The organism is Pseudomonas sp. LAMO17WK12:I5 (assembly GCF_900215165.1).
GTDB classification, from domain to species: domain Bacteria; phylum Pseudomonadota; class Gammaproteobacteria; order Pseudomonadales; family Pseudomonadaceae; genus Aquipseudomonas; species Aquipseudomonas putida_A.
Window position 1 is genome coordinate 253,595 of the sequence record NZ_OBDS01000008.1, and the last position, 20,688, is coordinate 274,282.

General features: G+C 59.8%; 24 protein-coding genes. 1 reads left to right on the forward strand and 23 read right to left on the reverse strand.

What is annotated here, in order from left to right; translation table 11 throughout:
* Positions 1 to 10 precede the first annotated feature (10 nt).
* From CRO59_RS16230 to CRO59_RS16325, 20 genes are all read right to left on the reverse strand, one after another.
* A complete protein-coding gene (locus CRO59_RS16230) occupies positions 11 to 829 on the reverse strand; it encodes an SDR family oxidoreductase (protein ID WP_097088442.1) in 819 nt (272 codons plus the stop codon).
* A gap of 270 nt (positions 830 to 1,099) precedes the next feature.
* The gene (locus CRO59_RS16235) at positions 1,100 to 1,975 is read right to left on the reverse strand and encodes an SMP-30/gluconolactonase/LRE family protein (protein WP_097088444.1); all 876 of its coding nucleotides are present in this window, start codon (positions 1,973 to 1,975) and stop codon (positions 1,100 to 1,102) included.
* 132 nt (positions 1,976 to 2,107) lie between these two features.
* The gene (locus CRO59_RS16240) at positions 2,108 to 2,824 is read right to left on the reverse strand and encodes a FadR/GntR family transcriptional regulator (protein WP_097088446.1); all 717 of its coding nucleotides are present in this window, start codon (positions 2,822 to 2,824) and stop codon (positions 2,108 to 2,110) included.
* Positions 2,825 to 3,016: 192 nt separating this feature from the next.
* Positions 3,017 to 3,577 (reverse strand): DUF1285 domain-containing protein, encoded by a 561-nt coding sequence (locus CRO59_RS16245; RefSeq protein ID WP_097088448.1) that lies wholly within the window; start codon positions 3,575 to 3,577, stop codon positions 3,017 to 3,019.
* 15 nt (positions 3,578 to 3,592) lie between these two features.
* On the reverse strand, positions 3,593 to 4,198 hold the full coding sequence (locus tag CRO59_RS16250; RefSeq protein ID WP_007967613.1) for a DUF4823 domain-containing protein: 606 nt from the start codon (positions 4,196 to 4,198) through the stop codon (positions 3,593 to 3,595).
* A 169-nt stretch (positions 4,199 to 4,367) separates the two neighbouring features.
* Entirely contained in the window at positions 4,368 to 5,336 is a 969-nt protein-coding gene (locus CRO59_RS16255; RefSeq protein ID WP_027612364.1) for a GTP 3',8-cyclase MoaA, read from the reverse strand.
* 137 nt (positions 5,337 to 5,473) lie between these two features.
* Positions 5,474 to 6,112: a TetR/AcrR family transcriptional regulator gene (locus tag CRO59_RS16260; RefSeq protein ID WP_007950805.1), complete on the reverse strand. Its 639-nt coding sequence runs from the start codon at positions 6,110 to 6,112 to the stop codon at positions 5,474 to 5,476.
* A 352-nt stretch (positions 6,113 to 6,464) separates the two neighbouring features.
* On the reverse strand, positions 6,465 to 7,256 hold the full coding sequence (locus tag CRO59_RS16265; RefSeq protein WP_027612363.1) for a TatD family hydrolase: 792 nt from the start codon (positions 7,254 to 7,256) through the stop codon (positions 6,465 to 6,467).
* Positions 7,257 to 7,271: 15 nt separating this feature from the next.
* Positions 7,272 to 7,628, reverse strand: coding sequence for a PilZ domain-containing protein (locus CRO59_RS16270; protein WP_027612362.1), 357 nt, complete (start codon positions 7,626 to 7,628; stop codon positions 7,272 to 7,274).
* A gap of 42 nt (positions 7,629 to 7,670) precedes the next feature.
* Positions 7,671 to 8,654: a DNA polymerase III subunit delta' gene (locus CRO59_RS16275; protein ID WP_027612361.1), complete on the reverse strand. Its 984-nt coding sequence runs from the start codon at positions 8,652 to 8,654 to the stop codon at positions 7,671 to 7,673.
* Positions 8,647 to 9,279, reverse strand: coding sequence for a dTMP kinase (gene tmk, locus CRO59_RS16280; protein WP_096794883.1), 633 nt, complete (start codon positions 9,277 to 9,279; stop codon positions 8,647 to 8,649). The genes CRO59_RS16275 and tmk overlap by 8 nt, the downstream gene beginning before the upstream one ends.
* Before the next feature lie 19 nt (positions 9,280 to 9,298).
* Entirely contained in the window at positions 9,299 to 10,495 is a 1,197-nt protein-coding gene (gene mltG, locus CRO59_RS16285) for an endolytic transglycosylase MltG (protein ID WP_096794882.1), read from the reverse strand.
* Between the two features lie 3 nt (positions 10,496 to 10,498).
* Complete coding sequence (gene pabC / locus CRO59_RS16290; RefSeq protein ID WP_027612358.1) at positions 10,499 to 11,314, reverse strand: aminodeoxychorismate lyase; 816 nt, start codon at positions 11,312 to 11,314, stop codon at positions 10,499 to 10,501.
* Positions 11,314 to 12,558 carry a beta-ketoacyl-ACP synthase II gene (gene fabF, locus CRO59_RS16295; RefSeq protein ID WP_027612357.1) on the reverse strand — a complete coding sequence of 415 codons (1,245 nt, stop codon included), beginning with the start codon at positions 12,556 to 12,558 and terminating at the stop codon, positions 11,314 to 11,316. The genes pabC and fabF overlap by 1 nt, the downstream gene beginning before the upstream one ends.
* A gap of 108 nt (positions 12,559 to 12,666) precedes the next feature.
* A complete protein-coding gene (acpP, locus tag CRO59_RS16300; protein ID WP_003175607.1) occupies positions 12,667 to 12,903 on the reverse strand; it encodes an acyl carrier protein in 237 nt (78 codons plus the stop codon).
* A gap of 196 nt (positions 12,904 to 13,099) precedes the next feature.
* On the reverse strand, positions 13,100 to 13,840 hold the full coding sequence (fabG, locus tag CRO59_RS16305) for a 3-oxoacyl-ACP reductase FabG (RefSeq protein WP_027612356.1): 741 nt from the start codon (positions 13,838 to 13,840) through the stop codon (positions 13,100 to 13,102).
* 16 nt (positions 13,841 to 13,856) lie between these two features.
* Entirely contained in the window at positions 13,857 to 14,795 is a 939-nt protein-coding gene (fabD, locus tag CRO59_RS16310) for an ACP S-malonyltransferase (protein WP_096794881.1), read from the reverse strand.
* A gap of 121 nt (positions 14,796 to 14,916) precedes the next feature.
* On the reverse strand, positions 14,917 to 15,927 hold the full coding sequence (gene plsX / locus CRO59_RS16315) for a phosphate acyltransferase PlsX (protein WP_080963300.1): 1,011 nt from the start codon (positions 15,925 to 15,927) through the stop codon (positions 14,917 to 14,919).
* Between the two features lie 4 nt (positions 15,928 to 15,931).
* Positions 15,932 to 16,114 (reverse strand): 50S ribosomal protein L32, encoded by a 183-nt coding sequence (gene rpmF / locus CRO59_RS16320; protein WP_003179396.1) that lies wholly within the window; start codon positions 16,112 to 16,114, stop codon positions 15,932 to 15,934.
* Positions 16,115 to 16,127: 13 nt separating this feature from the next.
* Positions 16,128 to 16,655 carry a YceD family protein gene (locus tag CRO59_RS16325; protein ID WP_003204262.1) on the reverse strand — a complete coding sequence of 176 codons (528 nt, stop codon included), beginning with the start codon at positions 16,653 to 16,655 and terminating at the stop codon, positions 16,128 to 16,130.
* A gap of 105 nt (positions 16,656 to 16,760) precedes the next feature.
* On the opposite strand from CRO59_RS16325, the gene CRO59_RS16330 reads away from it, so the two are divergent.
* Positions 16,761 to 17,339 (forward strand): nucleoside triphosphate pyrophosphatase, encoded by a 579-nt coding sequence (locus CRO59_RS16330; RefSeq protein WP_097088450.1) that lies wholly within the window; start codon positions 16,761 to 16,763, stop codon positions 17,337 to 17,339.
* Positions 17,340 to 17,391: 52 nt separating this feature from the next.
* On the opposite strand, the gene sppA is transcribed toward CRO59_RS16330, so the two are convergent.
* Genes sppA through rluC form a run of 3 tightly spaced genes read right to left on the reverse strand, consistent with a single transcriptional unit; the run spans position 17,392 to position 20,015 of the window.
* The gene (gene sppA, locus CRO59_RS16335; protein ID WP_097088452.1) at positions 17,392 to 18,381 is read right to left on the reverse strand and encodes a signal peptide peptidase SppA; all 990 of its coding nucleotides are present in this window, start codon (positions 18,379 to 18,381) and stop codon (positions 17,392 to 17,394) included.
* A gap of 22 nt (positions 18,382 to 18,403) precedes the next feature.
* Positions 18,404 to 19,066: an HAD-IA family hydrolase gene (locus CRO59_RS16340; RefSeq protein ID WP_097088454.1), complete on the reverse strand. Its 663-nt coding sequence runs from the start codon at positions 19,064 to 19,066 to the stop codon at positions 18,404 to 18,406.
* Entirely contained in the window at positions 19,053 to 20,015 is a 963-nt protein-coding gene (gene rluC, locus CRO59_RS16345; RefSeq protein ID WP_007950779.1) for a 23S rRNA pseudouridine(955/2504/2580) synthase RluC, read from the reverse strand. Before rluC ends, CRO59_RS16340 begins: the two co-directional genes overlap by 14 nt.
* Between the last annotated feature and the right edge of the window lie 673 nt (positions 20,016 to 20,688).

Here is a 20,688-nt window from a genome sequence, read left to right on the forward strand (position 1 = left end):
CACGATCCACTCAGTCGTGGTACATCACCGAGCGCCCACCATCGATGGTGATGCACGAGGCGTTGATGAACGGCGCTTCATCACTGGCCAGAAACACCGCGGTCATCGCCACTTCGAGCGGCTGGCCGATGCGTTTCGGCGGGTGCAGATCGAATGCTCGCTGACGCTCGGCGTGCGGATCGGCAAAACCGTTCCAGTAATCGACGTTGAGTTGCGTCTCGATGTACCCCGGGGCGATGGCGTTGACCCGAACGCCCTTCGCCGCATATTCGATGCCCAGCGCTCGGGTCAGCCCAAGCAGGCCGTGCTTGGCCACCGGATACGGGAAACAGCCGGGAATGATGTGGCTGGAATGGGTCGAGGCGATGTTGATGATGCTGCCGACACCCTGCTCGATCATCTGCGGCAGCACGGCTTTGCAGCCGTACCAGGCACCGTCCAGATCGATGGCGAAGCAACGACGCCAGTCTTCTTCGGTCATTTGCAGCGGGTCGCGGAACACGTTGACCCCGGCGCAGTTGACCAGCACGTCGATGCGACCATGCAGCTCGATCGCCCGTCTGGCCATGGCGTGCAGGTCTTGCTGACGCGAGACGTCGGCCTTGATTGCCTGCACATCGTAGCCCTGCTCGCGCCAGTGGGCAGCGACCTTCTCGACTTTCTCCGCCTGAATATCGCTGATCACCAGTCTGGCCTGCTGCGAGGCGAACGTGGCAACAATGGCTTCGCCGATGCCTTGAGCGGCACCGGTCAGCAGCACCACCTTGTTTTTCAGACGCTCACCCTTCGGCGGCGCGGGCACCGGCGGCAAGGAAAGAGGTTCAGCCATGGATCAGGACTCCTGTTCGTCAGCACAAAAAAACCGGGCATCTGCCGATGTCCGGTCTGGAAAACTGTGAAAACGAAACAGGCAGGCGCGGCGAGCGACGCCGGTCCGTTGCGAGACGCTGACTCCGCTGAGGAGTGCGATAGAGGTTCGCTGCATCACTTCACCTGTTTTGTTCTTTTTAAGTGTGAGTGCGTGTTACTGCTGGAGCCGACTATAAACCCGACTGCCAAATAATCTCAATATATAATTTTGCATCCCATATTTTGGGATTTAGCCAGCGAAGCGTGTGCAAAGTTTGCCCGGCACATCGACCCTCATCGACAGGACTGCGCCATCCAGTGGATGGTTGCGCGGACTCTGGGCGCTGGTGATGTACAGGGTTTTCAGGTCTTCGCCGCCGAATACGCAACTGGTTGGACGGCTGACAGGCAGATCGATTTTACGGTCGACCTTGCCGTCCGGCGTAAGGCGCAGCAGGCAACTGCCGTCCCAACGGGCGTTCCAGACATAACCCTCGGCGTCGACTGCCGATCCGTCCGGGCCACCATTCTGGTCAGGGCCATACCAGATCTCGGCGTTATCCAGATTGCCGTCGGTGTGAATAAAATAGCGATTGAGCGCCCCGTCGAGGCTGTCGCCGAACAGCAGCGTGGTGCCGTCATCACTCCACAGCAGTGTGTTGGGAATGCCGAGACCGAGCAGCAATGGAGTGACACGCTGGTCGGGATCAATGCGAAACAAGCCGCCGGAACGACGCTCGATCGGCAGGTCTTCGCCGTTGTCACCGATGTTGTTCTGCATGGTGCCGAGCCACAGTCGGCCCTGGGCGTCGCAGCGCGCTTCGTTGGGCCGATTGCCCGGTTGCGGGTCGGCGATGCAGAACAGCGTCAGGTTCGGCTCAAGGCCGGGGGAATCGAGATCCAGGCGATAGACGCCGCTGCTCAGGGTCACCAGCGCGTCGCCGCTGGCACAGGGGATGAACGCGGAAACGTGCTCGGGCATCTGCCAGATCTGCACGTTGTTGCCGATCAGCCGCAGCACCTGCTTGCCAGCGATATCGACCCAGTACAGCGCCTGGGTCGGGGCGTCCCAGAATGGCCCTTCACCGAGCCTGGCGCGGTGTTGAGTTACGGCGGTCAACGGCATATCGAATCCTTCATGTTGTTGTTTTAACTGTAGGAGTGAGCCTGCTCGCGATAGCGGTGGGTCAGTGACGACGATTGTGACTGACCCACCGCCATCGCGAGCAGGCTCACTCCTACAGGGGGATTTGTGTTTTCAACTGGCTTTTTTGTCGGCCATCACCTGCGGGTAAAAGCGTTTGATCGCCAGGTCGGCGTTGTCGATCAAGGTCATGCAGGCCCAGACCCCGCGTGCTGAATCACGGGCAGCAATGGCGTCGGCCATGTCTTTGTGGATCGGCAAGGTGCGACGCAGTTCATCGGGGTCGGCAGCGGAGACTTCAAACGACACGGCGAGCAAGGCGCCGAGGGCCGGGACCATTTGCTCGATGAACTGGTTGTGGCTGGCCGCCAGAATGCATTCGTGGAAGGCCTGGTCGGCACGGTTGTAATCAACGCCGCTGTCGACCGCCCGTTCCAGCGCGTTGTAGGCCAGTTGCACCGCGTGAATCTGCTCCAGGCTGGCGCGCTCGCAGGCCCAGCGCACGGCCATCGGTTCGATGGTGCGGCGCAAGTCGAGCAGGTCATCAACAAAGTTTTCCGGCAGGCCGTTGCGTGAGAGCCAGCCGACGACTTGCGGATCGAACAGGTTCCAGCGCCGTACCGGTAACACGCGAGTGCCAACCTTAGGCCCGACTTCGAGCATGCCTTTGGCGACCAGGGTCTTGATCGCTTCGCGAATCACCGTGCGGCTGACACCTAACTGCTCGCCCAGATCCGCCTCGACCTTGATCGCCTGCCCCGGCTTGACCTGGCCAGCGGCAATCCAGCTGCCCAGCCAATCGACCGTTGATGCATGAAAGCTGCTGGACATGGACACCTCAAAGCTCTTGGCGATGGGTGTCCACGCTAATGATCATATGATTGAGTGTCAAATCAGATTTTCAGGTTGCCCATCAATTAATGCGGGAGGGGGCTTGCTCCCGAAGGCAGTGCAGCAGTCAATACATAGGGTGACTGTCACACCGCCTTCGGGAGCAAGCCCCCTCCCACATTTGATTCATTGTCAGGGTTCGAGGCCGATCCGGAAGAACTCGCCGCCGCTCCACACACCCAACCAGCGCTGCCCATCGATCTCACGACTGACCGCCAGTTCCACCAGTTGGTAAAACACATTGCGGTGAATCAACGCTTCGAGGTTGGTGCGCACGTGCACATAAGGCGCGGGTTCCTGAGTCACCGGGTCGATCTCGACGCGGATCGGATGTTCCGGCCCGGCCTCAGCAGTCTCTTCAACGTTGGTAGTGAAACGCAGGACCTGCGCTTCGCCCTCGCCTTCGGCTTCCACGGCAATCGCCACGAACGGCGCATCGTCGACTTTGATCCCGACCTTTTCGACCGGGGTAATCAGGAAGTAATCATCGCCGTCGCGGCGGATGATGGTGGAGAACAGCTTGACCATCGGCTTGCGCCCGATCGGCGTGCCCAGGTAATACCAGGTGCCGTCGCGGGCGATGCGCATATCGATGTCGCCGCAGAAGTCCGGGTTCCACAAGTGCACCGGCGGCAGGCCTTTGGTTTTGGGGATCTGCCCCAACAGGTCATTGGCTTTTTGCGGTCCACTCATGGCGTACTCCTTGGTTTATTGGTCGCCGACTCCCAGCAGGCTGCGCGCGTATTGCGCCAGCGGCGGGCCGATCAGGTCTTCCGGCTTGTTATCGTGGAACGTCAGTAAACCGCCACGACTCTTGATCCGTGCAGTATCAATCAAATACTGGGTGCTGGTCTCGATCAACATGATCTGAATCACCCCGCCATCGATGCCGAGGCGATCCACGGCCTCCTGATCGAGCCATTCGTCAGAGTTACCGATACGGTCGTCAGCCTTGGCGAAACGGGTGTACAGCAGGTAGTGCGCGCCGGCATCGCGGGCTTCGCCCATCGCCTGATCGAGGCCTTCAGGGGCACGCGCGCGGCGGACCATCGGGAAGTATTCGACAAAACCCTTGAACGCTTCTTCTGCCACCACGTTCGGGCGCGGATAGGAGCCACCCGGCGGTGCAAATGCGCCCTGAGCGATGTAGATGAACGAATCCGGCTGAATGCGGAAGTTGTTCACCCGACGGCTGTCGCTGTGATCCAGCAGCCCCGCGTCGCTCATCTGATAGCGAGTGCCTTCGGCCATATCGCTGACAGTCATACAGCCGCCGAGCGCCAAAACGGCCAGCAGCAAAACCAGGCTACGCATCCTCATCCTCCAGAAGCCGGTGACGGAAAACCGGCGAATGGCCGTTGGATGCAGCTTTTGCGCCAGCTCAGGATCTTTGTCGAATGATGAATCGCTTTCGCGAGCAGGCTCGCTCCCACAGGATTGCGCAAATCAATGTGGGAGCGAGCCTGCTCGCGAAAAATAGAGATCAACCGCCGATGATCTTCATGATTGTCGCGCCACCGGAGAACGCCACTTCCTGCTTGTCGCCCAACGCCTTGACCAACAGACGCTGCAACGCCGGCAACGCCTGATGGCGAGGCTTGTCGAGCAGATCACCGACATAGTGGCGGTTGCTCGACGACAGGCAGCCATGCAGCCAGCCGGTCGACGACAGACGCAAACGCGAACAGGTTCTGCAGAACGGCACGCTTTCGTTGGCGATCACGCCGAAATGGCCGCGGCCCGGTATCGCATAGCGCACGGCCGTGGCATCCACCGGCGCATCTGCCTGGGCGTACTCGTAGCGCTCGCCGATCAGGCTCAGCAGTTGCTGCAGGCTGACGAACTGTTGCAGGAAGGCGTTGGAGTCGGTGGCGAGGTGGCCCATGCGCATCAACTCGATGAAACGCAACTCATAGCCCCGTTCCAGGCAGTAATCGAGCAGCGGCATCACCTGATCCAGGTTCTGCCCACGCAACGGCACCATGTTGACCTTGATCTTCAGTCCCGCCGCTTTCGCCTGGTCCATGCCATCGAGCACGGTCGCCAGATCGCCGCCACGGGCAATGCTGCGGAACGCACCGGCATCCAGGGTATCGAGAGAAACGTTGATCCGGCGCAGGCCGGCATCCACCAGCAGCGGCAGCTTCTTCGCCAGGAGTTGACCGTTGGTGGTCAGGCTGATGTCTTCCAGGCCCATCTTGCCGACGGCGCTCATGAAAGATTCGAGTTTGGGGCTGACCAGCGGCTCGCCACCGGTGATGCGCAAGCGCTCGATGCCGGCGGCTTCGATCAGATAAGCCACGCCGCGGGCCATGGCCTCGGCCGACAGTTCATCCTGCGCAGCCACCAGCCGCTTGCCGTTGGGCACGCAGTAGGTACAGGCGTAATTGCAGGCTGAAGTCAGGCTGATGCGCAAATTGCGAAAACGCCTGCCTTGACGGTCAACGATCATGATCACTCCGGCGATAGAATTTCGAGCCGCTAAAACTTGACTCACAAATCAAGTTTTAGCAAGCCCTATGCCTGAGTATATTCCTGCGGTACTGCGTCATGTAGCGAAATCATGGCGCAATAAGGCCGCTGAATGATTCAGCTGCTCGGTGTTTCCGGGTCGCGCTTGCGCTTGTTGCCCATGCGCACGCCGATGTCCATCAGGAACTGGAAGAAACCTTCCTGATCTTCCAGCACATTGCTCCAGAACGGCGAGTGATACAGCGCCACCGCGCCGTGCACCAGCGCCCAGGACGCGCAGTAGTGGAAGTATGGCGGCACGTCTTCGAGCTTGCCTTCGCTGATCCGGCCTTTGATGAGCAGGGTCAGGCGTTCGAAGTTCGAGGCACGGATCTTGTGCAGCTCCTCGACCATTTCCGGCACCTGATTGCCTTTTACCACCTTCTCTTCGAGACGGTCGAACAGGCGGTAGCGCTGCGGGTCGCGCATGCGGAATTCGAAGTAGGCACGGGACAGCGCTTCCTTGTCCTTGTCGACATCGGCCGAATGCAGCAGCTCGTTCAAATCACGCTCGTAATCGAGCATCAGGCGCAGATAGATCTCGGCCTTGGATTTGAAATGCTTATAGATCGTGCCTTTGCCGATACCCACGGCATCAGCAATCATCTCGACGGTGACACTGTCTTCACCTTGTTCGAGGAACAGCTTGAGCGCGGTATCGAGAATTTCTTGCTCGCGGCGACGAAACTCACGGACCTTACGAGGTTCTTTGTGCATAAGAAAAGGTCTGTAGGGGTCAAAATTCGAAGCCGCGTATTATGCCTAACTTGCACAAAAATGCACGGATCATCCGACCATATCTGCGTTTCTTGTTCATTTTGCGAACGCCAGGGGTGCAATGAGAACTCAACTGAAGCGCACGTATTCCAAATTTGTTTAAAAACCTCGACCGGCTAACTGGACTGAACGCCAGACTGATCAATACTTGAACTGTCGGGCGGCATCTCCCCCAAGTGCCGTGCCGGTAAAGGTACCAAGGGACCGCGTGCCTTTGTTTTACTCCTAATGGTCTTAACCCGGATTCACCCCCCAGAACCCGGGTTTTTTTTGCCTGCGATTTGGCGGTGACCTACATGGCAGATTTGACAGAGGCCAGCGGAAACAGGCGCTTGAAGTTCTCGGTGGTCTGCTCGGCAAACCGCTCGTAGCTCTCCCCACGCAGCATCGCCAGAAACTCCGCCACCTCACGCACATACTGCGGCAGGTTCGGCTTGCCGCGATAAGGGATCGGCGCCAGATACGGCGAGTCGGTCTCCACCAGCAAGCGATCGGCCGGCACTTTGCTCGCCACATCACGCAGGGCGTCGGCATTGCGGAAGGTGACGATGCCCGACAGGGAAATGTAGTAGCCCATGTCCAGCGCGGCTTTGGCCATGTCCCAGTCTTCGGTGAAGCAATGCAGCACACCGGCCTGGGGCAATGCCGCTTCACGCAGCAGCTTGAGGGTATCGGCACGGGCGCCGCGGGTGTGGATGATCACCGGCTTACCAGTCTGCTGTGCGGCTTGCAGGTGCAGGCGGAAGGATGCCTGCTGCAGCTCGGCGGCTTCCGGTTCGTAGTGATAATCCAGACCGGTTTCGCCGATCGCCACCACTTTCGGGTGATTGAGTTCGTGCAGCAGCCAGTCAAGTGCAGGCGCCGCGCCCGGTTGCACATCCAATGGGTGCACACCAACCGAGCAATCGACGTCGTCGTAGCGCTCGGCGAGGGCTTTGACGTCGGCGGCGTTATCGGCACTCACGCCGATACACAGGAAGTGTCCTACCCCTCGCTGGCGAGCCGCATCGAGTGCAGCATCCAGCGAACCGTCATGGGCGGCGAGGTCGAGGCGATCAAGGTGACAATGGGAATCTACGAGCATAAAAAAGACGGCTACTTACATCGTATGAGTGGGACGGTCGGATTTCAGTGCTCCGGCCAGATGGGTTTCAATTCGACTGCGGGCGGTGTTGTCGCCTTCATTGAACTGCACGCCGACACCGGCGGCACGATTGCCTTGCGCACCTTTGGGGGTGATCCAGGCGACCTTGCCGGCCACCGGAATCTTCTCCGCCTCGTCCATCAGGTTCAGCAGCATGAACACCTCGTCGCCCAACTTGTAGCTCTTGTTGGTCGGGATGAACAGGCCACCGTTCTTGATGAACGGCATGTAGGCGGCGTAAAGCACCGATTTGTCCTTGATCGTCAGGGACAGGATGCCGTTGCGCGGCCCGGGGCTGATGGCTTCATTCATGTTGACCTCCACTGCTGATGTTCAGAGTCTAGGTACACATTCTTATCTTTGACCAGGCAATCCCGCCCATTGCACCAACAACGCTTCCAGCAGCAGTGCCGGATTGAGGTTGGCTTTGCTCAGGACTTTCTGCCGCTGGGCGAGAATCCAGTCCTGAATATCGAGGACTTTGCCTTGGGCGCTTTTCTGCGCCAGGTACTGCACGACTTTGCGCATGTCGCTCAGACCGAGGCCGGCTTCATCCTGGGTCAGTTGGTAGCGCAGGATCAGGCTCGACCAGTCACAGAACCAGTCGAACAGGCGCAGCATCGGAATGCTTTTCCACTCTTCGGCCAGTTGCGTCGGCGATTGCTGCTGTTTGAGCAGCTTCTTCACCCCTTCGACCACCTGCGCCCGCTGTTCACGCACGCCCTGGGACTGCAGGCTGACTGCCGCCAACGGCGAACCAGCCGCTAGCGTCAGCAATTCGACGCGTTCCTCTTCGGAACACTCCGGCAGCGCTTGCGCCAGCCACTGCAGGCTCATGGCCTCGCCCGGCAGCGGACATGCCTGCTGTACACAGCGGCTCTTGATCGTCGGCAGCAAACGGCTCGGCTGGTGGCTGACCAGCAACAGCACGGTATCGCCGGACGGCTCTTCGAGGCTCTTGAGCAAAGCGTTGGCGGCGTTGATGTTCATCGACTCCACCGGCTCGATCAGCACCACCTTGCGCCCGCCCAGTTGCGCGGTCTGCACCACGAAACTGACCAGATCACGGACCTGGTCGACCTTGATCGCCTTGTCGGCTTCTTCCGGCTCAAGGATGTAATTGTCCGGATGGCTGCCGGCCTTGAGCAACAGGCAGGATTTGCACTCACCGCACGCCTCGGGGGTCGGACGCTGACACAGCAGGCTGGCCATCAGGCGCTCGGCCAACGCGCGCTTGCCGATCCCGGCCGGACCGTGCAGCAAGTACGCGTGGGCGTGCTGGCTACGTCCGGCCAGTTGCTGCCAGAGGCTGTCCTGCCATGGATAGGCCTCAGCCACGAATCAGCTCCAGCAAGTTCGGAATCAAGGTGTCCAGTGATTGCTGAACCTTGACCAATGGCTGACCGGCATCGATGCGCACATAGCGCGCCGGATCAGCCTCGGCGCGTTGCAGAAACGCATTGCGTACCGCTTCGAAAAACGCCCGTCCTTCCAGTTCAAATCGATCCAGACGGCCACGGGCACTGGCGCGGGCCAGGCCGATTTCCACCGGCAGATCGAAAATCAGCGTCAGATCCGGACGCAGGTCGCCCTGAACGAACGTCTCCAGCGCAGCAATGCGTTCCAGCGACAAACCACGACCTCCGCCCTGATAGGCGTAAGTCGAGTCGGTGAAACGATCGCACAACACCACCGCGCCGCGCGCCAGCGCCGGACGGATCACTTCGGCCAGATGCTGGGCGCGCGCGGCGAACACCAGCAACAGCTCGGTATCGGGGTTCATGACTTCATCGGCCGGGGCCAGCAGCACATCGCGAATGCGCTCGGCGAGTGGCGTACCGCCGGGCTCGCGGGTCAGTACCACTTCGATACCTTCGGCGCGCAGACGCTCGGCGAGGTATTCGCGGTTGGTGCTCTTGCCGGCGCCTTCCGGGCCTTCCAGGGTAATAAACAAGCCAGTCACAGGCAGTCCTTAATCAAAGTCATTGCGCGTTTTGCGGTGCGGTCGTCGCGGGTTCGGCAGCAGGAGCCGGCGTCGGTGCGGGTTCCTGAGCGGGAACCTGCGGCAGCGCTTCAGGCGCGGTATCCGGGGACGCCGCAGGAGTCGCCTCCTCGGTCGCCGAAGCCGGAACAGCCGGCGCATTCACCGGGGCCGGGCTGGAGCGGTAATCGGCGCGACGCTTGAGCTGGAACTCGCGCACTGCACTGTTGTGCGCATCAAGGTCATCAGAGAACACATGGCTACCATCGCCACGGGCGACGAAATACAGGCTGTTGCCTTCCACCGGATTGAGCGCGGCGTGAATCGCCTCGCGGCCGACCATGGCAATCGGCGTCGGCGGCAATCCGGGAATCACATAGGTGTTGTAGGGCGTCGGCTCCTTGAGATGAGCACGGGTCAACTTGCCGGTGTAGCGATCGCCCAGGCCGTAGATCACGGTCGGGTCGGTTTGCAACTGCATGCCCAGCGCCATGCGGCGCACGAACACGCCGGCAATCTGCCCACGCTCCTGCGGCACACCGGTTTCCTTCTCTACCAGCGAGGCCATGATCAGCGCCTGATATGGCTCGCTGTACGGCGCATCAGCGGAGCGGTTCTCCCACTCCTTGGCCAACACCTCGTCGAGGCGGTCGAAGGCTTTCTTCAGCAATTCGACGTCGGAAACACCGCGCACAAAGCGGTAGGTATCCGGGAAGAATCGCCCTTCCGGGAACAGCCCGCGATGGCCGATTTTCTCCATCACTTCGCTGTCGCTCAAGCCCTTGAGGGTCTGCTCGATCTTTTCGTCTTTTGCCAGCGCGGCACGGACCTGGTGGAAATTCCAGCCCTCGACCAGTGTCAGGCTGTACTGCACCACTTCGCCGCGCTTCCACAGGTCGATCAGACCGTTGACAGTCATGCCCGGCTGCATGCGGTATTCGCCGGTATGGATCGGTGTGCCGGCCAGATTGAAGCGCCAGTAGATGCGCAACCAGAAGGCGTCCTTGATGACCCCATCGGTTTCAAGTTCAAGAAAGGTACGGGTCGGCGTCGAGCCTTTCGGCACATCCAGCAGTTCTTCCTGCGTGATGTTCAGGGGCTGTTCCAGCGCCGAATGAATTTTCCAGGCGCTGGCGCCCATCAGCAGCCCTGCCAGAACCAGTCCGGTTTCCAGCAGCAGCAAGAGTTTACGTCTCACGAATCAGGCATCCAGTAGCGCACGGGCAATGGTTTGCAGTTTACGGGTGAGCGGGCCAACCGGCCAGCTCAGTGCAGCGTAGGCGCGTACCGGCCAGACGCCATACACGCTGTTGCACATAAAGACTTCATCAGCCCATTGCAGCTGTTCGAGGCTGATGTCGGTGATTTGGATAGGGATGGCCAATGACTCGGCCTGAAACAATATTTCAGCACGCATCACACCGGCCACGCCACAGCGCTTCAGATCCGGGGTGATCAGTACGCCGTCGCGCACCAGAAACAGGTTGCTGAATACGCCTTCGATGACGCGCCCGGCCTGATCAAGCATCAAGCCTTCGGCATGTTCGCCATCGTGCCATTCGGCGCGGGCGAGCACTTGCTCCAGACGATTCAGATGCTTGAGACCGGCCAGCAACGGCTGGTTGGATAACCGCGTGACGCAGGGAAACAGGCGCACGCCCTGCTCGCCATGCACAGCAGGATAAGCCGCAGGCGGACTGCCTTGCAGAATGCGTCGGCCCTGCGCCGCAGGATCGGGCGCGTAGCCACGCAAGCCGTCACCACGGGTGAGAATGAGCTTGAGCACGCCCTCGCCCATTGCCGCGGCATAAGCCAGTAGCTCGCTGCGAACCCGCTCGATATCCCCGGCGATGGCCAGACGCGAGCAGCCCTCGGCCAAACGCGTCAGGTGACGATCCAGCAATACCGGCTGGCCGCCGTGCACGGCAATGGTCTCGAACAGACCATCACCGTAAGCCAGGCCGCGATCTTTCAGCGACAGAGCGTCAGCCGGTTGACCGTCGACCCAGCTGTCCATCAACCGGCGAACCGGCGGAATGCCAACGTGCCGTTGGTGCCGCCAAACCCGAAGGAGTTGGACAGTACGACGTCGATGTCCATGTTGCGCGCAGTGTGCGGCACGAAATCGAGATCGCAGCCTTCATCCGGCTCATCGAGGTTGATGGTCGGCGGTGCCACCTGACTGTTGATCGCCAGTACGCTGAAGATCGCCTCGACCGCGCCCGCCGCACCCAACAGGTGACCGGTCATGGACTTGGTGGAGCTGACCGCCAGGTTGTAGGCGTGCTCACCGAACACGGTCTTGATCGCGTTGGCTTCGGCAAGGTCGCCGGCCGGGGTCGAAGTACCGTGGGCGTTGATGTACTGCACCTGGTCGATGTTGATCTTCGCATCGCGCAGCGCATTGGTGATGCAGCGGGCTGCACCGGCGCCATCAGCGGGTGGCGACGTCATGTGGAACGCATCGCCACTGGTGCCGAAGCCGATCAGCTCGGCGTAGATCGTGGCGCCACGGGCCTTGGCGTGCTCGAGTTCTTCGAGTACCAGCGCACCGGCACCGTCAGACAGCACGAAGCCATCACGACCCTTGTCCCATGGACGACTGGCGCGAGTCGGCTCGTCGTTGCGGGTCGACAGCGCACGGGACGCGCCGAAGCCGCCCATGCCCAGACCGCACGCGGCCATCTCGGCACCACCGGCGATCATTACGTCGGCTTCGTCGTACATGATGTTGCGCGCGGCCATGCCAATGCAGTGCGTACCGGTGGTACAAGCAGTGGAAATGGCGTAGTTCGGCCCCTGTGCACCCAGGTGGATGGACAGAAAACCGGAAATCATATTGATGATCGAGCCTGGCACGAAGAATGGCGAAATTCGACGCGGGCCCGTCTCATGCAGGGTACGGCTGGTTTCTTCGATGTTGGTCAGACCGCCGATGCCCGAGCCCATGGCCACGCCAATGCGCTCACGGTTGGCGTCGGTGACTTCCAGACCGGCGTTGCGAACAGCCTGAAAACCCGCGGCCAGACCGTACTGAATGAACAGGTCGAGCTTGCGTGCTTCCTTGACCGACAGGTATTCCTCGACATTGAAGCCCTTTACCGAGCCGCCAAAACGGGTGGAATAGGCAGAAAGGTCGGTGTGTTCGATCAGACCAATGCCACTGCGGCCAGCCAGAATGCCCTGCCAACTGCTCGGCACATCCGTGCCCAGTGGCGACAACATACCCATACCGGTGACTACGACGCGTCTACGCGACACAGCACTCTCCTTTTTCAAATGACGACTTTGCATCAGGCCTAAAGAAAAAACCGCACGCCATGATGGCAGTGCGGTTTTTCCATGACAGCAGACAACGATTACAAACTATTACGCCTGGTGGCTAGTAACGTAGTCGATTGCAGCTTGTACAGTAGTGATCTTCTCAGCTTCTTCGTCAGGGATTTCGGTCTCGAATTCCTCTTCCAGAGCCATCACCAGCTCAACGGTGTCAAGGGAGTCGGCACCCAGGTCTTCAACGAAGGAAGCAGTGTTGACCACTTCTTCTTCTTTAACGCCCAGTTGCTCGGCAACGATTTTCTTGACGCGCTCTTCGATGGTGCTCATACCTTGTTTTCACTCCTAATGGACAAATTCAGGCAGCTGGCCAGTGGGTAAGTGTATAGAAAGGCTTTTCAGCTTTTCAACTGAAAGCTTCACTCCTCAAACCCTGCGGCCCTCTGCCTATAAATAGATTGCAGCTTTATAACGGATTTTAGACAGCTCGTATGACATTTTTTTGAAGCAATCCGTCACATTTTACTTACATGTACATCCCACCGTTCACCGGGATTGTAGCCCCAGTGACGTATGCCGCACCGTCGGATGCAAGAAAAGCGACCACCGAGGCGATCTCTTGAGCTTGTCCCAGACGGCCCAGCGGAATCTGCGTCTGCAAGGCTTCACGCTGTGCTTCCGGCAGTTCGCGGGTCATATCGGTGTCGATGAACCCAGGGGTTACCGAGTTGACCGTAATCGAACGCGAACCGACTTCACGCGCCATCGCACGGCTGAAACCTTCCAGACCGGCCTTGGCGGCTGCATAGTTTACTTGGCCTGCGTTGCCCATGGCACCCACCACCGAGCCAATACTGATAATTCGGCCCCAGCGCGCCTTGGTCATGCCACGCAAAACGCCCTTGGAGAGGCGATACAGACTGTTCAGGTTGGTATCGATCACGTCGTACCATTCATCGTCTTTCATGCGCATCATCAGGTTATCGCGGGTGATGCCGGCATTATTGACCAGAATCGCCGGCGCGCCGAACTGCTCCTGAATGCTCGCGATCACGGCGGCAACGGATTCGTCGCTGGTGACGTTCAGCTCCAGGCCGGTACCTTGAATGCCGTGCTCCTTGAGCGTGGCAGCAATCGCCTCGGCACCCTTGGCGGAGGTCGCAGTGCCAACAACGATGGCGCCCTGACGACCCAGTTCCAGTGCGATAGCCTGGCCGATACCGCGGCTTGCACCGGTGACCAGTGCAACTTTACCTTGCAGACTCATGCAAGTTTCTCCTGATTCAGGCCAGCGCTGCACGGGCGGCAGCGAAAGCGTCTGGGGTATTGAGATTGGAAGTCGAAACGCCTTCGGCGCAACGTTTGTTCAGACCGGCCAGCACTTTGCCCGGGCCGCACTCGACCAGACTGGTAGCGCTTTTGGCAGCCAGCGTCTGAACCGATTCAACCCAGCGAACGGGCTTGTACAGTTGTTCGAGCAGATCACGCTTGAGGGTCTCCAGATCGGCCGGCACTTGCGCGCTGACGTTCTGTACGACCGGGATCTGCGGCGCCTGCCAGTCGATGGCGGCGATGGATTCGGCAAAGCGCTCGGCAGCCGGACGCATCAGTTCGCAGTGCGATGGCACGCTCACTGGCAACGGCATGGCACGCTTGGCGCCACGGGCCTTGCAGCCCTCGATGGCACGTTCAACCGCAGCCTTGGCGCCGGCAATCACTACCTGACCCGGCGAGTTGAAGTTCACCGCGCTGACCACTTCGCCCTGCGCCGCTTCGGCACAGGCTGCCAGCACGTCGGCATCTTCCAGACCGAGGATGGCAGCCATGCCGCCCTGCCCGGCCGGAACGGCTTCCTGCATCAACTGTCCACGGCGCTCAACGAGCCTCACCGCGTCAGCCAGGCTCAGGCTGCCGGCAGCAACCAGCGCGCTGTATTCACCCAGGCTGTGACCGGCAACAAATGCCGGACGCGCGCCACCTTCAGCCAGCCACAGACGCCACAGAGCGATCGAAGCGGTCAGAATGGCCGGTTGGGTTTTGTCGGTTTGATTGAGCAGCTCTTCCGGGCCCTGCTGGGTCAGTGCCCACAGGTCATAGCCCAGAGCAGCGGAGGCTTCTTTGAAGGTTTCGAGGATCAACGGATATTCCGCGCCCAGCTCGGCCAGCATGCCGAGGGACTGCGAACCCTGTCCTGGAAAGACGAATGCGAGGGAAGCAGACATGTAACAAGCCCCTAATGATCTTGTCGTCGAAAATGACGCCCCGTTGGGGACGCAAGAAACTGACAGTTGGATGGCCCTTTGAACCGGGCGGTCACATTTAAGCATTGTCCGACGAAAACGCCTAAGACAACAGATCCTCCAGACGACCGTGGAGGCGTTCGGGCAGGTTCTCCTGAATCTCGATCAGCGCGCGTTGAATCGCACTCTGAAAACCCTGAACCCCGGCCGAACCGTGACTTTTCACCACGATACCCTGCAAGCCGAGGAAGCTTGCGCCGTTATGTCGCGCCGGTGCGAGATCCGCCTGCAGGCGCTTCATCAATGGCAGGGCCAAAGCACCTACCACGCGGGAAGCAAAGTTTTTCCTGAACAAGGCCTCAATGCGCGCGGCGATCATCGTCGCCAGGCCCTCGCTGGACTTGAGCAGGATATTGCCGACAAAACCGTCACAGACCACCACATCCGCCTCGCCGCGATACAGGCCATCGCCCTCGACAAAACCGATATAGTTAATGCCGCGCGCCGCCTGCAACAAGGTCGCCGCCAGCTTGACCTGCTGATTGCCCTTGATGTCCTCGGTGCCGATATTCAGCAACGCGACACGCGGCCGGGCGATGCCCAGCGTCTGCGCCGCCACCGAGCCCATCACCGCGAACTGCAATAGATGCTCGGCGCTGCAATCGACGTTGGCGCCCAGGTCGAGCAACTGGCAATAACCCTTCTGCGTCGGAATCGCCGCCACCATCGCCGGCCGATCAATCCCCGGCAACGTTTTGAGCACGAAACGCGACAACGCCATCAAGGCCCCGGTATTGCCGGCACTGACACAGGCCTGAGCCTTGCCGTCACGCACCAGTTCAAGGGCGACACGCATCGACGAGTCCGGCTTGCCACGCAAGGCCTGGGTCGGCTTTTCGTCCATGGTGATGACTTCAGACGCCGGGACAATTGTCAGGCGCGCGCGATCGGCAGCCGATTGGCCGTTGATCAGTTCTTCAAGTAGGGAGGGTTGACCGACGAGGGTCAGGTGCAGCGAGGGCGTAGCAGAAAGGCAAGCAAGGCTGGCCTGAACAATGCTGCGGGGACCGAAGTCCCCGCCCATTGCGTCAATCGCGATGACTTGAGCGGACAAGTGATTACTCGTCAGCGCCCTTGTCGATCACTTTACGGCCACGGTATACGCCTTCTGGCGATACGTGGTGACGCAGGTGAACTTCACCAGTTGTTTTTTCTACAGACAGGGTGCTAGCCTCGAGAGCGTCGTGCGAACGGCGCATGTCACGGGCAGAGCGGGATTTTTTGTTCTGCTGAACAGCCATAATTGATTAACTCCTAAACGTTTGGGTCACGCTTTAACTGCGCCAATACACTGAACGGGTTGGACCGCGTTACCTCGTCCTCGCTCGGTTCGGGTTCATCTGCTCCCGCCGGCTGCTGGCATTCTTCCGGATGATGAGCAGGCACAATGGGCAAGGCGAGCAGAAGCTCCTCCTCGATCAGTGACTGCAGATCCAATGGATCTTCGCCCAGTTCCAGCACGTCATAACCTTTCGGTAACGACTGGGTATTCGCACCCTCCTTCACTACAGCGTAACTGCATTCGCTGTGGATCGGCAGGGTGACCAGCTCAAGACAACGCTGGCAAACCATTTTGACTTCGGTGTCGATAAAGCTGTGGATCACCACAGATTTACGTTCATCTCGTTCAAAAACGAATTTGGCCTGCACCGTACCGACATCGTCGGAAAGCGGGTCGCAGAGTCTCTTCAAATCGGCCAGCAGCAGTTCACCTTGAAGGGTGGTGCCACGGTCAGCCAATTTGCGCGGGTCAACGTGAGGTGGAATCGGGTCATTCAACATAGGCGCAGCATTATAGGGATGCACCCACCCATGTCAAAGGAAATTGTGCCCTGTCCGTCACTTGCGTGCCTCCGCTAGAATTCGCGCCTGCCTCAGGAGACGCCAATGCTGCCTTTATTACTTGCTTCCAGCTCGACCTATCGCCGGGAATTGCTCGCCCGCCTGCACCTACCGTTCGTCTGCAGCTCGCCGGATATCGACGAAAGCCACCGACCGGGCGAATCCGCCATCGAACTGGTCAAGCGCCTCGCCGAACAGAAAGCCCGCGCACTCGCCGCGAGCCATCCCGCTCATCTGATTATTGGCTCGGATCAGGTCGCAGTGCTCGGCGATCAGATCATCGGCAAGCCACACACCTTCGACAAGGCTCGCGAGCAACTACTCGCCGCCAGCGGCGCCAGCGTGACCTTCCTCACCGGCCTGGCGCTGCTCAACAGCCAGACCGGCCACTGCCAGGTCGACTGCGTGCCGTTTACCGTGCACATGCGTCAGCTCGACGAGGCGCGAATTGAACGCTACCTGCGCCTGGAGCAGCCCTACGACTGCGCCGGAAGCTTCAAGGCTGAAGGGTTGGGCGTGAGTCTGTTCCAGTCCACCGAAGGGCCTGATGCAACCAGCCTGATCGGTCTGCCGCTGATTCGCCTGATCGACATGCTGCTGGTCGAGGGCGTGCAAATCCCTTAACGCACAAAAAACCGGCCATTGAGGCCGGTTTCTTTTCAACACTGCACCAGGCTTAACGCAACGAAGGCCCGTGGAAACCCATCCACATCGCCAACTGCTCAGCCACGCTGGCACCGAGCTTCTTCGAGAAGCGGTCGAACGGCGATTCCTGCACAGTGAAATCCACCAGCTCTTTCTCGCCGATCACATCCCGCGCCACCGAACTGGCATTGCCCAGACCATCGATCAAGCCCAACGGCAGCGCCTGCTCGCCGGACCAGACCAGCCCGGAGAACAACTCCGGATGCTCCTTGTCCTTCAGGCGATCGCCACGACCCTGTTTGACACTGTTGATGAACTGCTTGTGCGTTGTATCCAGTACGGCCTGCCAGAACGCAGTCTCGTCAGGCTTCTGTGGCTGGAACGGATCCAGAAACGACTTGTGCTCGCCCGAGGTATAAGTGCGACGCTCGACGCCGAGCTTGTCCATGGTGCCGACGAAACCGTAACCGGCGGCCGTTACACCGATGGAGCCGACCAGACTGGCCTTGTCGGCATAGATCTGATCCGCAGCACTGGCGATGTAATAGGCACCGGACGCACCGAGATCGGAAATCACCGCGTACACCTTGGTATCCGGGTGCAGACCGCGCAGACGCTTGATCTCGTCATACACATAACCCGACTGCACCGGACTGCCGCCAGGACTGTTGATCCGCAGGATCACACCCTTGACCTTCTTGTCCTCGAAGGCTGCACGCAGGCTGCCGACGATGTTGTCAGCGCTCGCAGGCTCCTTGTCGGCAATCATGCCGGTGACGTCGATCAGCGCGGTGTAGTTCGGGCCACGGGTGGCGCTCTTTTCCATGTCCATCAGCGGCGTGAACAGGATCAGCGCGACAAACAGATAAACAAACGTCAGCAGCTTGAAGAAAATCCCCCAACGCCGTGAGCGACGCTGCTCCTGCACACTGGCCAGCAAAGTCTTTTCCAGCAGCTTCCAGCTTTTCTCGTCACCGTCGTCGGCACTTGCCTTGGCCGATGCTTTCCATTCGTCGGTCATGCGCTACCCCAGCAAAAACATATTAAGCCTGCTGCCTCAGCCAGGCGTGCAATTCACTAAAACGGTCGATCGACAGGCGCGGTTCGAACTGTTGCAGCGATTCAATCGACTGCGCACCGTAACTGACCGCCACCGACGCCATGCCTGCATTGCGCGCCATCAGCAGATCGAAGGACGAATCCCCGACCATCAACGCCTGCTCGGGACGCACGCCGCAATGGTCGAGAATCTGCTCGAGCATCAGCGGGTGCGGCTTGCTCGCGGTCTCGTCAGCGGCACGGGTGATATCGAAATAATCTTCCCAGCCATTGGCCTTGAGCACCCGATCCAGTCCACGACGATTCTTGCCGGTCGCGACCGCCAGGTGGTAGCCCTGCTCGCGAAACGACGCCATCGACTCCACTACGCCTTCGAACAGCGGCGAAGGCACGGCTTCTGCCGCGATGTAGTGGTCGGCGTAATACTCGCGAAACAGGGTCATCTCGGCATCGCTGATGTCCGGGTACAAGGTGCGGATCGCCTCGGGCAAGCCCAGACCGATGATGCCCTTGACGGCAAAATCATCACGCAACTCGAAACCGGAACGCGCGGACGCAGAATGCATCGCTTCGACAATCCGACCAATGGAATCAGCGAGGGTGCCGTCCCAATCGAAAATCAGCAGCTTGTAATCAGATGGGCGCACTCAATCGCTCCACGGTCTTGGCCCACATTTCATCCACTGGTGCTTGCAACTTGAGCTCACCGCCATCGGGCAGCGGCACGGTCAGCATGTAGGCGTGCAGGAACAGACGCTTGCCGCCCAGATCACGGATTTCCTTGCTGAAACCGTCATCGCCGTACTTGGTGTCGCCGGCAATGCAGTGCCCGGCGTGCAACGTATGGACGCGGATCTGATGGGTGCGACCGGTGATCGGCTTGGCTTCGATCAGAGTGGCAAAGTCGCCGAAACGACGCAGGACCTTGAACACGGTCACCGACTCCTTGCCCTCCTCCTCGTCGACCTCGACCATGCGCTCGCCGGAGCGCAGGTTGCTCTTGCCCAGCGCCGCACGGACTTGCTTGATCGAGGTCGCCCAGTTGCCGCGCACCAGCGCCATGTAGCGCTTGTCGACACCGTCACCGCGCAGGGCGGCATGCAAGTGCCGCAGCATGCTGCGCTTCTTGGCGATCATCAGCAGGCCGGAGGTGTCACGGTCGAGACGGTGAACCAGCTCCAGCTCTTTGGCATCGGGGCGCAACTGACGAAAGGCTTCGATGACGCCGTAATTCAAGCCACTGCCGCCGTGAACCGCAATGCCGGCGGGCTTGTTGATCACGATCAGGGCTTTGTCTTCGTAGACAATCGAGGCTTCCAGGCGCTGTAACAGGCCTTGAGCCAAGGGCACCGGTTCGTCGCGCTCAGGCACACGAACCGGCGGCACGCGCACGATATCGCCGGCCTGCAGCTTGTATTCGGGCTTGATCCGCCCCTTGTTCACGCGCACTTCGCCTTTACGCAAAATGCGGTAAATCAGGGTCTTGGGCACGCCTTTGAGCCGGGCAAGGAGGAAATTGTCGATTCGTTGGCCGGCATACTCCGGCGAGACTTCAAGCAGTTGAACGCCTGGAGTCGAAGGGGCAGTAGTTGTCATGCCGCGGATGATAACAATTTTTATGGAATTGAAGCACTTAATCATTGCTGCTATAGTCGCGAACGCCGCCAAAAGCGGCCTGGACAGCGGAACCACGGTCAAAAACCGGCCCTGACCAACGCAATTCACCAGGACGCGAGGCCGTCCTACGGGGCTTTCGCTACGTAACGGTGGAGTTTGCAGTTGTAACAAGCGCAGGTGACATGAGGCCTGAATTACACCGTCGAGCAGAGTTTTCACTCGCCTGACAGGCACACATTCAAGGCCAGTTCACAAAGTGCAGTCAGCTGCAGATGACCCCGAGCAAAAGCTTCGGAAACATCGCCTGAATTAGCCATGATGCGTGACCTCCCCTTTCGGAGCTCACGGTAAATGCCAACCCGCTGCGGATTCTGCGCGCGGCAGCACCCGAATTATCAGGGATACGTGTAGGGTGGAGATGCACAACCGCCGGACTGTGTAGCAATAGGCTTTATCAAGACGCTTCATCTCGTCCACAGCCGCTGGTTGATTCCTCCTCCTGACTGAGTGCTTAAGTAGCCACAGCAAGCAGGACGCGTACGTCGCGATATCGGCCCAATTGGCCTGACATCGCTGGACACGGGAATGGCCAACCACTCCCGACGCACCTGACACCGACCGTGAGAAGTCGTGTGTGCCGAACGCCGTTTCC